Source organism: Williamsia sp. Y721, from assembly GCF_059683565.1.
In genome coordinates, this window is the sequence record NZ_JCASNH010000006.1 from 126381 (window position 1) to 139076 (window position 12696).

Genomic DNA, 12696 nt, shown 5'->3' on the forward strand with positions numbered 1-12696 from the left:
AACCTGACTGTCGGGAGCAGAACGTCGTCCAGTGTGCAGAACAATTCGGAGCTTCGCAAGTATTTTGTTCTGCGAGCAGAATGGTGCGATGGTGCTCATCCGATCCGCAGTGTCCGGCGACGTCGCGGCCGTATCAGACCTGATCTCTGCGGCGTTTTCGCACTACACCGAACGTATCGGCACCGAACCCGCGCCCATGCACACCGACTACGTCAGCCTGATCGACACCCGAACCGTGTGGATCGCGGAGGACGACGGCGCGATCGTCGGGACCATCGTGCTCACGCCAGGGGCCGATCACCTGCAACTCGACAACCTCGCGGTGTCGCCTGACGCCCAGGGGCTCGGCATCGGGGCGCAACTTCTTGACTTCGCGGCAGAACAGGCCCGCGCGCTGGGCCTGGGCCGTCTGGATCTCTACACCAACGAACTCATGACCGAGAACCTCCGCTACTACCCACGGCATGGGTTCACAGAGACGCACCGCGCCGCAGAACACGGGTTCTGCCGGGTCTTCTTCACAAAGTCCTTGTGAGGATCGGACCCGAGACTACAATCGAAGAGCGCTGACACCACCCGGAGAAGGCCGATGTACCTGCAAGAGTTCACTGCCAACGGTTCGTTGAATCACGATGCCGCAGAGCGGATATCGTGGAAGACCGCCGATTACGCGCCGCGGATCCACCTCGTGGTCAACGGGCGTCGGCTGTACGCCCATTGCCTGCCGCTCTGTTGGGACGAATTGGACATTCGCGCCGGAACACCCATTTCGATCACCGTCGACGGCGGTATCGGCGGGGCCGACGACACCGCCGAGCGGCGCGCGCTGGTCGAGATCGTCGACTATATCCAGCTCATGACTGCACCCGCCCCTCCGGATCGGAGATCTGGGTCCACTCGACGGCGGTTCTGGCACGCTCGACGGTGATGTCGGCACATCGACGGGTCAGAGGAGCGAACGATAGAACTCGAGATGACGTTCCGCAGCGAGTTCCCAGGTCAAGCTGGTCGCCAAGTCCCGGCCACGTGATTGCATCGCAGGATCGACAGTCATTGCGGCGGTCAGTTGTCCGGCCAGGTCCTCGGGTGTCCGGGCGTAACGCACGGAATCGCCGAAAACCCCCCGCAGCACCGGTAGGTCGCGGGCCACCACCGGTGTGCCTGCGGCCAATGCCTCCATCGCGGCCAGACCGAAGCCCTCTTTGGTCGATGGGAACGCGAGTACCGCAGCTTCGGCCACCAACGCAGGCAAGGTGTTGTCGGGGACCGACCCGAGGACTATCGGCGCGATGCCGAGATCGTCGGCCCGGCTGTTGAATTCGGTCCGGTAGTCGCGGTAGTCGAACAGCGTTTCGCCACCGGCGAATACGAGTTTGAGTTCAGTGTCGCTGCGGCGCATATATGCGTAGGCCTGCAGCAGATCGATACTCCCCTTCCGGGGTTCGATCCCTCCCACCGCAAGTATGTACCTCCCGAGTCGACTACCCCACTGTTGCCGCGCCGCAACAGCTTCCGGATCACCGCCCGACGCCGCCGCAAACCGCTCCGCCTGGACACCGTTGGGAATCACGGTCGGCTCGAACCCCCAACCCTGTCGAACCTCCTGCGCCACCGCGGACGACACACAGATCCGGGCGAAGGGCTCAACGATGGCCTTCTCGTGGCACGCGGCGAGCACCGGCGTGGTGAACTGGTCGAGGTGATGAATGGTCCGGATGCACCTGCCAACCGCATTGGCGCTGATGCAGTCCTGGGCATGCACGATATCGGCTGCTGCCGAGTCGAATTGCGCACCGAGCACCTCGATGGACCGGACGATCCGGTCGGTCACCGTATCGCCTTCGCGATCCTCGAATCGGACCAGCCGCACCGTCACGGCAGGATCCACCGGACGGAAGAACCCTGGGTCACCGCCGCGCGCCAAGGACCAGATGGTGACCTCGGCGCCTGCCTTCGCCAAGGCCTCGGCGAGATTGAGCGTATGTACCACGCCGCCACGCGGTTTGGTGGAGTAGGTCAGTAGTGAAACTCTCACAGAGCGTCCTGCCAATACGTGTCGGTGCGCCGCTCCGCGAGGTGGTGCAGCACCGTGCGGGCCCGGTTGATCTCGGCATCGATATCGATGTCGCACACCGCCATACCACCCTTCGCCCACGTCTTCGCCAGCACTTCTCCGCCGGGCCCGACCACCTTGGCCTGTCCGAGGAATCGCAGTTTGCCCATCACCCCGGTCTGATTGGACGACACCAGCACCACCTGATTCTCCGCGGCGCGGGCCGCGTCGTAGAGATCGAACAGCCGGGACTGCCGATCGTTGGGCAGCCGGGAGGCACGGTCGGTGACGCTCGCCGGCCAGGCCGAGAGTGCGGCAATGATCCTCGCCCCGTCGAGCGCAAGAGTGCGGGCCGATTCCGGAAACGTCTTGTCGTAGTCGATGAGCATTCCGATCCGGCCGACCGGCGTGTCGAAGGCCGCGAAGTCGTCACCGGCCGCATAGGCGAGCGATTCACCGGCCGGCTGATGGACTTTGCGGTGCAGACCCAAGATCCCGTCACCGGACAGGCAGACCGCGGTGTTGTACCGCTTGCCCTGTTCGGCTTCGGTGAATCCGACACACACCGTCATAGAGCCCGCTGCTTCGGCAATCTTCGCCAGTTCGGGTCCGTCGGTGTCCACCGTCGGTGGAAGTTGATCGATGTCCGGCGATCGCAGGTCACCGATGTATCCGCCCAGCGACGCGTCGGGCAATACCAACAGATTGATGCCGTCGCGCGAAGCCGCCTCGATGATCCCGACGATCTTGCTCACCGCACGTTCGACATCCCTGCCGAAATGGGCTGCGAGTGCGGCAACACGAATGGGTGCCATAGCGGATCAGCCTAGTGACTCGATGTGGCCTGCGCGGTCGAAACACGCCCTGCGGTCAATTGATCGGCCAGATACTCGGCGTCACGCGCGATGGCGGCGAATCGTCCGGAGCCCCAGGTGTGCTGCCATGGAAGGCCGAGGAAATAGACGCCGGGTGTCGAGGTGACACCACGATTGTGGGTCGGCATCCCTTCTCCGTCAAAGACTCCGACCTTGAGGAAACGGTAGTCGGTACGGAAGCCGATCGACCACACGATCGCCGACACATCTGAAGTGTCCAGATCCAGTTCGGTCACTTCGGTTTCCGGCGTCCAGACCGGGACGTACCGCGGTTCCGTCGGCGCATCGATGCCGGCTCGCTGGATGTAGGAATCGATGTCGTCCTTGATCGCGTCGCTGACGGCGTCGGCGGCGTCGAGGTTCTTCGCCAGGTTCGGCGCAAAGGTCAGGGTCGTCCCGACCAGCCCGGTGGACCGGCCGTGCAGTTGCATACCGTCGCGGGCGAATGCGCGCAAGTCGATGTCACGTCCACCGTCTCGGCCGGTCACGTAGTGATTTGTCTTCTCGCGCTTGGACAGACCACCGGGATGCTCGTCGATCGAGACGTCGTAGACACCCATGTCGTGCAGCCAGGCGACGCAGTCACGACCCCGGTAGAAACGGGCCACACGTGGGGCACTTCCTGTGGCCAGGTGCACCTTTCGACCGGACAGGTGCAGATCCTCGGCGATCTGCGCCCCGGATTGCCCGGAACCGATCACCAGCACGGCTCCCTCGGGGAGCTGATCGGCGCCGCGGTACTGCGACGAATGTATCTGCGCGATCCGATCCGGCAGCTTCTCTGCGAAACGCGGGATCACCGGAGTGTGATAGCCGCCAACCGCAACCACCACCTGCTGCGCGTGCAAAGGCCCGGCTGTGGTGGCGATGTCGAATCCACCGCCGACACGTTGGCTCACCGATACCACCGAAACATGCTCGCGTACCGGAGGGTCGAAGGTCTTTGCGTAGTCGCAGACCCAGGCATACACCTCGTCGCGGGTCATGAAGCCGTCCGGATCGTCACCGGAATACTCGTAGCCCGGCAGATTGCACTGCCAGTTGGGCGTGACGAGGGTGAAGTTGTCCCAGCGTCCATCCCGCCATTCATGGGCGATGGTGTCTCGTTCGAGCACCACATGGGCGACACCGCGTCGGGTGAGATGCCAACTGACAGAGAGCCCGGCCTGACCGGCGCCGATGACCACCACCGGCACCTCCTCGATCGAGGTACTCACGGGAGATTCGTTCATGATTTATGTCCTGCCTGTGTTGGCGTGATCAGTTCGGCACCGCTCATCGTCAATATCTGGACCTGCCCGTCGGGCATCTGGCGCGCCGCTGCCTCGATGTTCTCGAGCTGAGCGGCCGCCGACGTGCAGGCGAAGCCGAACTTCGCGCGGACACGGTCACTGGCGATGGTCAGGGCTTCGGTGCTGCGCGATACGAACTCCCCCACCGGGTACTCCGCACCCGGCTCGAAGAAGTCGTGCATGATCAATGAGGGTGAATAACATTGCTGCTCTGTGCCGTCCGGCCAGCGGACGGTGAACGTCATCTCAGGCATAGGTGAGCTCCTCGACGCGGTTGGGTTCGGTGACACTGCCGTAGATCTCGGGTCGACGATCACGCAGGTTGTACATCCCGCCACCGCGGGCAGCGGCCATCGCAGACTTGACGTCGAGCGTCGCGGTCGCCAGGCCTTCCTGGGTGCCGGTGTCGGCGAGGATCTCCCCACCCGGTCCGACAACCTTTGCGCTGCAGACAAATCGCAGGGAGCCGAAGGTACCGGCCTGATTCGACGCCACCCAGATCAGCTGGTTCTCCAATGCCCGGGCCCGGTCGTAGATGTCGAAACGCTGCTTCCAGCGGTCGTCTTCCATGTTGGGCGTGGTGTTGGTCCGCGACGTCGGCCACGCCGACAGAGACGCGACGATCTCCGCCCCGCCGAGCGACAGCGCCCGGGCGGCCTCGGGAAATGCCTTGTCGTAGCAGATCTGCATCCCCATCCGCCCGACCGGGGTGTCGAAGGTCGGATACTCCGAACCTGCTGAATAGCAGAGGTTTTCACCCAGGGGTTGATGGACCTTTCGATAGGAACCGAGTATCCCGTCGCCGCTGAGGGTGACAGCCGCGTTATAGCGGGTCTCACCATCGGCCTCGCAGAAGCCCAGCGTCACGGTCATGTCGCCGGCCATCTTGATGACCCGCTCCAATTCCGGACCACCGAGTTCGAGAGCGGGAGGCAGACTTTCGAGTCGTCGCTGCTTCGCCTCCGGACTCTCGTCGCCGCCGCCCAGGCTGGGCAGATAGCCGCCCAATGCAGCTTCCGGGAGGACCAGTAGGTCGCTGCCCCGTTGCCGCGCCAGTTCGATGAGCGCACCGATCGTCTGGTACGCCTCCTCCATGTCGCGGCCGAACTGCGCCGACGCGACAGAAATTGTGGTGCTCATGCTTTCCCCAATCCTGTGACGGTGCCTTGCACCGCTTGTGTGATCGTGCCGTCGGGCCAGCGCAAGCTGACGCCGTGGCCTTTGATGAGTCGTCCGCAGACCGCACTGGTCGCCGGTCCCGCATCGGGAACCTCTCGGCCCGGCGCGTCTGCCGTGATCATGGCGAATCCCGGGAAAGCAGTGACCCACTCGCCCATCGCCACGCCAGAAGGGAGTGGGATGGTGGACATGTCGAGCAGCGCGCCGGTTCCGCTGGCCTCGGCCAGCATGCCGGTGGTTCCGACCAGCCCGGCCATGCTGACGTCTTTTGCAGCAGCCGGAGCTGCCCGCTGCACGAACGTTCCCATCCGTACCAGATCTCGAGAACTGCGGGTGGATGTGGAATCCCACTGTTGCCCTGCATATCCCGGACGCCAGTTGCCTCCGAGATCGGCGGTGAGCCGAAGGTCGTGGCCTACCTGCCCACCCCCGGCCGGGACCGGTGTCGCGGTCCGTCCCAGCGCGGTCACCGACAATGACGACGGAACACCGGCCTGCGTGTGGCCACCGAGGACCGGAACACCCCATGCGGCAGCGGCTCTGGCCATTCCTCGAACGATCCGGGTCAGTTGCGATCGGGTGGGCGCGCCCACCGCATCGAGCAATCCGACCGGGGTGGCTCCCATCGCCGACAAGTCGTTGAGATTGACCAGCACGCCACACCACCCGGCCCATTCCGGATCGCGTTCGACCATCGAAGGGATGATCGCGTCGCAGGCCGCGATCAGATCGCTGCCGGGAACCGGCGTGCCGTCGTCGCCGCGGAAACCACTCGGCCCCAATCCCATCGACTGCTCTGCCAGTGGCGCCAGCACGTCGGCGAGCATCGCCTTGGTGGCCGTGACGAGGCGCTCGATCTTGTTGATCGGCCAGCGCATCGCCGCATGTGTGACCCCGGCGACGTCGACGTCGCCGGTGTACTGCCACCCCAACGAGGTGAACATCGGCTGGTACCGCTGTTGTACGGCGGCGTCGAATCGCAGGACCCCGGAACTCTCGGCGTGCGCGCTCGCTGCGCGCACCAGTGCCGGACCGACTCCTCGAGCCTGTTCGGTCGGTGCCACCACCAACCGGCTGCCTGCCCACCACCCGATGTCATCGGTTGTCGCCGGCGCGAGCCGCACCCCACCGAGCACCGTGCCATCGGGAGCCATCGCACAGAGCACAATCGTACGAGAGTCATCGTCGAGATCATCGTGGTCGGATCTCGCGAAGAGCTCTTGCTGCACCACGAACGCTTCGTGACGAAGGGCCCGATACTGATTGAGTTCCCTTGCATCCCGGGCTGGTTGGATGATGAACGCGGCCGGTGAGGACGCGCGGCGTGGCCCGGTGAGGATCGCCAGATCAGGGATACCGGTGTGCACGCTCAACCTCCGACATTCTGCAAGACACTGCATGCACCGCAGGCGGCACATCCGGCTTTCTGGTCGGCGCCGAGCATCCCCGCGGCGGACAACTCTTTGGCGACCCGGCGGGTGACGTCCTCGACGACGTCGCTGCGTGGGGCGACGGCACGGTCCACGTCAACGGCGAGCGATCCCTCATGTGGACGGAACGGCACCACAAAGGGATACACGCCCATGTCGATGAGTTCGCGCGCACCGGCAACCAGTTCGTCGGGATCCTCTCCCAATCCGACCAGCAGGTACGTCGACACCTGATTTCGACCGAACACCCGGACCGCCTCGGCCCACGCCGCCCGGTACTCGTCGGTGGACACCGTCGCCTTGCCCGGCATCCAGCGCTTGCGGACGGCATCGTCGAGCGACTCGATGTGGATGCCGATCGATTCGGCACCGGCGTCCTTCAACTCGGTGAGTGTGGCCAGATCACCGGGCGGTTCGCACTGGACCTGGATGGGCAGATCGGGCACCACCGCTTTGACCGCGCGGACGCAGCGCGCCAGATGTTTGGCGCCCCGGTCCTTCGCCGCGGACGTACCGGTGGTCATGACCATCTGCTTCACGCCGTCGAGACGGACGGCCGCCTCGGCGACCTCGGCAAGATCGGCCGGCTTCTTCACGGCCACCGTCGCGCCGGACCGCAGCGACTCCTCGATGGTGCAGAACCTGCAGCGCTGCGACTCGTCGTAGCGGATACAGGTCTGCATCACCGTGGTGGCCAACACGTCCCGGCCGTGGAGCTTGGCGATCTTCTCGTACTCGATGCCCGCATCGGTGCGCAGGTCGTAGAAGGCGGGCCGTTCGATGGCCATCACCTCCAGGCCGGTTTCGGCTCCGTCGAGCAACACCTGACCGCCGTCGAGAACATAAGGACTCAGAGGATTGCGCGGAATCGCGGCACTGAGACCGTCGATGATCAGGTGGCCGTCGTCGCTGGGGCCTGCGCCTGCGGATCGGCGCAGCGGGGGTGAGCCGCGAACCCCGAGCAGCGCAAGATCTACGCGTGCCGATACGGACATATCCTCACCTCAGACCATGTAGGTGGAATTGATGATGGCGCCCTTGCGTGCGTAGTGGATCAGCGCATCCTGCACGTCGAGCGGATGCGCCGGGATCACACCTTCGATGAGGTCTTCCTCGCGTCCGCCGTGCAATGCCAGACCGAATCGGCAACAGAACACCGTGCCGCCCTCGGCGATGAACGTGGCGAGCGAATCGTTGATGTTCTGCTCGCCCGGGAAGCCCGAGTCACCGGTGGTCGGGAAGCCGCGGGTGGCCAGGCAGTTGATGGCTCCGGGTCCGTAGAAGTACATCGCCGATTCGAATCCCTTGCGCAGTGCGCGCGTCGCCTGCAAGACCGCCACAAAACTCACCGATGATTCGTGGGCGATGCCGTGGACCAAGGTGAAGTACGACTCGCCGTCGTTGGCCTTGTAGTCGGGGAAGATCTTGGTGCCGCCGTAGATGTTGGTGCCCTTCGGCAACGACGGATGTGGGATCTCGGCGATGGACTTCTTGATATTCTCGGCGATGGACTGGTCGATCTCGGACATGGAGTCCTCCTGTTGAGACGGGATGCGTCAGGCCGCTGCGGCTGCTTTGCCGCTAGGGCCAGGAGCCGGAACCGGCTGCGAGTACCAGTACAAGAGTTTCCGGTTTCAGGCTGGTTATCGCGGGACTAACAGTGCAGTGCCAAGAGCTCACAGCTGTAACACGGAGGAAATAGTGGATCCGAGACAAACAAACGCACCTGTTCCAGTCATTTGCACACGTTGCAACGTGTGTAAATGACTGGAACGGGTGCGTTTGTCTAATGACTCGGTTCGGTGACTACGTGATGACGGCCGAGCGGTAGCATCAGCGGCTTGCCCGATGTCGGGTCGATGATGACCTGACTGTCGAGGCCGAACACCGCCCGGACGTTGTCCTCGGTCAATACCTCGGCGGGTTCGCCTGCGGCATGGACGTTTCCACCGGCAAGGGCGATGAGGTGATCGGAGTACCGGGCGGCGAGATTGAGGTCGTGCAACACCATCACGATGGTGGTGCCACGGTCACGATTGAGATCTGTCAACAGGTCGAGAACCTCTATCTGGTGACTGACATCGAGAAATGTCGTCGGTTCATCGAGCAGCAACACGTCGGTCTGTTGGGCCAGAGCCATTGCTATCCATACCCGTTGGCGTTGCCCACCGGAGAGTTCGTCCACCGGCCGATCGGCCAGCGCCGAGGTCTCGGTGGCCGCTAGCGCAGCGGCCACGGCTTCGTCGTCTTCGCGGGTCCATCGAGAGAACAGTCCCTGATGCGGGTGCCGTCCGCGTCCCACGAGATCGGCGACCGTGATTCCTTCAGGGGTGATCGGCGACTGCGGCAGCAGACCGAGGGTGCGCGCCAGCTGTTTGGCCGGCGTCTTGTGGACCTCGGTGCCGTCCAGCAGAACCCGACCCGATCGCGGGGTCAGCAGGCGTGACATCGACCGCAGCAGAGTCGATTTGCCACAGGCGTTCGCGCCGACGATGGCCGTCACCTTGCCAGGGGGTACCAATAGGTCGAGTTTCTCGATGACGGTGTGATCGCCATAGCCGAGAGTCAGGTTCTCGACAAGGAGTTGGTGTGTGGTTGTCACAGCGAGCCTCCGGCGCGGTTGGTACGAACGATCAGGTAGATGAGGTACGGGGCACCGAGCACACCGGTCACGACACCCACCGGATAGCGGGTGCCGAACGCGAACTGTCCGACGAAGTCGGCCACCAGCACCAGTAGGGCTCCGACGAGCGCGGCCGGGACCAACAGGGAGCCATTGGGTCCGACCAGACGCGCGGCGATGGGACCGGCCAAGAACGCCACAAATGCGATCGGTCCCGAGGCTGCGGTGGCGAACGCGAGAAGTCCCACGGCAGCGACGATCACGATCAGTCGAGTTCGGTTGACCCGCACCCCGAGCGCCGATGCGGCGTCATCACCGAGCTGCGACATCTCGAGATTGCGCGACTGTCCGAGCAGCACCGGTGCCAGCACGACGAGTGCGAACAGAACCGGGACCGCCTGGGTCCACGAAGCGCCGTTGAGGCTGCCCGTCAGCCACCGCATCGCTTCCTGCTGGTCCCATTCCGCGGCCTGGTCCAGAAGGTAGTCCGTGATGCTGTGAAGCATCGCCGCAATACCGATACCGATGAGGATCAGCCGGGTTCCGACGACGCCGCCGCGGAACGAGAGCGCGTAGATCAGAACCGAAACAGCAAGCGCGGAAACGATGGCGAAGATCGACACCTGGGTCGCGCCGAGTGACAGCGTGACGATTGCAAAGGTGGCCGCAGCGCTGGCACCCGCGCTGATCCCGATGATGTCGGGGCTGGCCAACGGGTTTCGCAGCATGGTTTGAAAAGTGATGCCGGCGAGACCGAAACACAAACCTGCCGAAACGGCCAGGACTGCTCGTGGGATCCGCAGGCGACCGACGGTGAAGGTCGCGCCCTGGACCTTCTCCCCCAGAATCACTTTGAGGACGTCCCCGGGCGGATAGAAAGTCTTGCCGCACATCAGGGTGATGGCAAAGGCGATGACGATGAGTACCACCAGGATCGCGATCACCCAGCGACGGCGGCCACCTCGGATCTTGCGGTTCCGGGCGATGGTCTGCGCCGTCACCATGGTTTCCGAACTCACAGGGCTCCGACCTTCTGCCGACGGACGATGTAGATGAAGAAGGGTGCGCCGATCAGCGCGGTCAGGATGCCCACGTCGATCTCGGCGGGGCGCGCGACGATCCGCCCGATCACGTCGGCCACGGTGAGCAAGACCGCGCCGGTGACAGCCGAATACGGCAGCAACCACCGATAGTCCACGCCGACGATCAGTCGGCAGGCATGCGGGACAACCAGTCCGACAAAGGCAATGGGGCCTGCGACCGCGGTCGCCGCGCCACACAGGATGATTGCCCCCAGGGAGGCGCCGCCACGGACGAGGGCTACCCGCTCACCGAGTCCGGCGGCAAGATCGTCGCCCAACGCGAGTGAGTTGAGGCCACGCGCCGACAACATCGAGACGATGAACCCGACCACCAAGAAAGGTAGGACCTGCTCGATGCTGGAATAGGTCGCTCCACCTACGCCGCCAACGCGCCACGATTGGACGGTATCGGCGACATCATTGCGCCCCAGAATGATTGCGGTGACGAAAGAGACCAGTGCCGCCGAGGTGGCAGCGCCGGCGAGCGCGAGCTTGAGCGGCGTGGCACCACCACGCCCGAGCGAGCCGACGAAATAGACGAATACAGCAGCGACGGCGGCACCGACGATGGCAACCCAGATGTAGGTGGACGCCGCGGACAGGCCGAAGTAGCTGATCCCGATGACCACGGCGAGCGATGCACCCATGTTCACCCCGAGGATGCCCGGATCGGCGAGCGGGTTTCTGGTCACGCCCTGCATGACCGCACCGGATACGCCAAGAGCGGCTCCGACGATGATCGCCAAAAGCGTCCGGGGGATCCGCTTTTCGACCGCGGCTTGGTTCATTCCCTCGGAGTCACCGCCGAGCACGGCAAAGACGTCCGACCAATCGACACCGCGAGAGCCGACCTTGATCGACAAGATCGCCACCACGACCAAGACCGCGACGACGACCAGGAAGCCAAGTGCCCGCACCCGTCTCGGGCGTCGCACGATGGCGACGCCCGAGGCGGACTGCGAAGTACCTTGTGTCACTTGGACTTGTCTGCTGCTTCCGCGAGCAGCGCGACGTAGTCGTCGAGTACCCAGGAGATCGACAACGGAGTCGGGTTCGCGGCGGTTCCCAGCGGCGTGCTGGGCAGGGCCACGATGGCGCCGTTTGCCACTGCCGGCATCTGGGACAGCAGCGGGTCGGCCTTGAGAGTCGCAATCAGCGCTTCGTCGCCGTAGGTCACGATGATGTCGACGTCACTGAGACCGTCGATCTGCTCGGCACTGCGTGTCGCCGAGAACTTTTCCGTTTCAGCCGACGCCGCGGCGATGCTGCCGGGAGTCTGCAACCCGAGGTCCTCGAAGAACAGGGCCCGCGTGTCGTGGGTGGTGTAGAAGCTGACCTCGCTGAGATCAGCGGCGTCGACGTGCGTCAGGAACATGATCGACTTGTCCTGCAGCTGCGGGTATTTCGTCCCGGCAGCAGCAACCTCTGCCTCGAGGCCGGCGATGAGCTCGGCGCCCTCGGTCTCCATGCCCATACCCTTGCTGTTCAGCTCGATCATCTGCTGCCAGGGGGTGCCCCACGCGGTTTCGGGGTAAGCCACCACCGGCGCGATCTCACTGAGAGTGTCGTAGTCCTCCTGGGTCAGGCCGGAGTAGGAAGCCAGGATCACGTCGGGATCGGTGTTGGCGACAGCTTCGAAGTCGACACCGTCGGTTTCGTCGAACAGCACCGGGGCTTCGCCGCCGAGCTCATCGAGCCGCTCGCTGACCCACGGCAACATGCCGTCGCCGTCGTCGTCGCCGAAGTTTGCGGCCGCCATGCCCACGGGAACAATGCCCAGTGCCAACGGCACCTCGTGGTTTGCCCAGTTCACGGTGGCCACCCGCTCAGGCTTTTCGGTGATGGTCGTGGTTCCGAGCGCGTGCTCGATGGTGATCGGGGTGAAGTCACCGTCGCCGCCATTGTCGTCCGAGGACGACGAGCAGGCCGCGAGCCCGACCGTGAGCAGCGCTGCCGCCGCGAATGCCACCAACTTGGGTGCGCGAGACATTGTTCCCTTTCGGTTCGTGAAGCAAAAAGACGCATGCACCGGCGGGCCCACCGGCGACCGATCAACATCGGTAAGGATTACCTAACAGAGGCTAGATCGCGATGCTTGCGATTGCAATCAAGCAAAAGTGACATAGTTTGTCGCGAAACGGACAAGTAGTGGGCCGCCGCCC

14 protein-coding genes are annotated in these 12696 nt (G+C 64.2%); 2 read left to right on the forward strand and 12 right to left on the reverse strand.

All coding sequences use genetic code 11. The features are described from left to right. Positions 1-88: 88 nt before the first annotated feature. Both AC56PL_RS26820 and AC56PL_RS26825 read left to right on the forward strand, forming a co-directional pair. Positions 89-535 (forward strand): GNAT family N-acetyltransferase, encoded by a 447-nt coding sequence (locus AC56PL_RS26820; RefSeq protein WP_497155730.1) that lies wholly within the window; start codon positions 89-91, stop codon positions 533-535. A gap of 54 nt (positions 536-589) precedes the next feature. Then, positions 590-928 carry a hypothetical protein gene (locus AC56PL_RS26825; protein ID WP_497155731.1) on the forward strand — a complete coding sequence of 113 codons (339 nt, stop codon included), beginning with the start codon at positions 590-592 and terminating at the stop codon, positions 926-928. An 18-nt stretch (positions 929-946) separates the two neighbouring features. On the opposite strand, the gene AC56PL_RS26830 is transcribed toward AC56PL_RS26825, so the two are convergent. The 12 genes from AC56PL_RS26830 to AC56PL_RS26885 form a co-directional block, all read right to left on the reverse strand. Continuing rightward, positions 947-2035 (reverse strand): MSMEG_0565 family glycosyltransferase, encoded by a 1089-nt coding sequence (locus AC56PL_RS26830; protein ID WP_497155732.1) that lies wholly within the window; start codon positions 2033-2035, stop codon positions 947-949. Continuing rightward, positions 2032-2868, reverse strand: coding sequence for a carbon-nitrogen hydrolase family protein (locus AC56PL_RS26835; protein ID WP_497155733.1), 837 nt, complete (start codon positions 2866-2868; stop codon positions 2032-2034). The genes AC56PL_RS26830 and AC56PL_RS26835 overlap by 4 nt, the downstream gene beginning before the upstream one ends. A gap of 11 nt (positions 2869-2879) precedes the next feature. Beyond that, positions 2880-4160, reverse strand: coding sequence for an MSMEG_0569 family flavin-dependent oxidoreductase (locus AC56PL_RS26840; protein ID WP_497155734.1), 1281 nt, complete (start codon positions 4158-4160; stop codon positions 2880-2882). Further along, positions 4157-4474, reverse strand: a complete 318-nt coding sequence (locus AC56PL_RS26845; protein ID WP_495517065.1) for an MSMEG_0570 family nitrogen starvation response protein — start codon at positions 4472-4474, stop codon at positions 4157-4159. Before AC56PL_RS26845 ends, AC56PL_RS26840 begins: the two co-directional genes overlap by 4 nt. Then, positions 4467-5360 carry a nitrilase-related carbon-nitrogen hydrolase gene (locus AC56PL_RS26850; protein WP_495517064.1) on the reverse strand — a complete coding sequence of 298 codons (894 nt, stop codon included), beginning with the start codon at positions 5358-5360 and terminating at the stop codon, positions 4467-4469. Before AC56PL_RS26850 ends, AC56PL_RS26845 begins: the two co-directional genes overlap by 8 nt. Continuing rightward, on the reverse strand, positions 5357-6799 hold the full coding sequence (locus AC56PL_RS26855; protein WP_495517063.1) for an MSMEG_0567/sll0787 family protein: 1443 nt from the start codon (positions 6797-6799) through the stop codon (positions 5357-5359). Before AC56PL_RS26855 ends, AC56PL_RS26850 begins: the two co-directional genes overlap by 4 nt. Further along, a complete protein-coding gene (locus tag AC56PL_RS26860) occupies positions 6769-7824 on the reverse strand; it encodes an MSMEG_0568 family radical SAM protein (protein ID WP_495517062.1) in 1056 nt (351 codons plus the stop codon). The genes AC56PL_RS26855 and AC56PL_RS26860 overlap by 31 nt, the downstream gene beginning before the upstream one ends. A 9-nt stretch (positions 7825-7833) precedes the next feature. Continuing rightward, the gene (locus AC56PL_RS26865; RefSeq protein ID WP_495517061.1) at positions 7834-8358 is read right to left on the reverse strand and encodes an MSMEG_0572/Sll0783 family nitrogen starvation response protein; all 525 of its coding nucleotides are present in this window, start codon (positions 8356-8358) and stop codon (positions 7834-7836) included. Positions 8359-8615: 257 nt separating this feature from the next. Continuing rightward, complete coding sequence (locus tag AC56PL_RS26870) at positions 8616-9431, reverse strand: ABC transporter ATP-binding protein (RefSeq protein ID WP_497155735.1); 816 nt, start codon at positions 9429-9431, stop codon at positions 8616-8618. Further along, complete coding sequence (locus AC56PL_RS26875; protein ID WP_497155813.1) at positions 9428-10456, reverse strand: FecCD family ABC transporter permease; 1029 nt, start codon at positions 10454-10456, stop codon at positions 9428-9430. Before AC56PL_RS26875 ends, AC56PL_RS26870 begins: the two co-directional genes overlap by 4 nt. An 11-nt stretch (positions 10457-10467) precedes the next feature. Beyond that, a complete protein-coding gene (locus tag AC56PL_RS26880; RefSeq protein WP_497155814.1) occupies positions 10468-11469 on the reverse strand; it encodes a FecCD family ABC transporter permease in 1002 nt (333 codons plus the stop codon). Between the two features lie 38 nt (positions 11470-11507). Beyond that, positions 11508-12524 carry an iron-siderophore ABC transporter substrate-binding protein gene (locus tag AC56PL_RS26885; protein ID WP_497155736.1) on the reverse strand — a complete coding sequence of 339 codons (1017 nt, stop codon included), beginning with the start codon at positions 12522-12524 and terminating at the stop codon, positions 11508-11510. Positions 12525-12696: the final 172 nt, after the last annotated feature.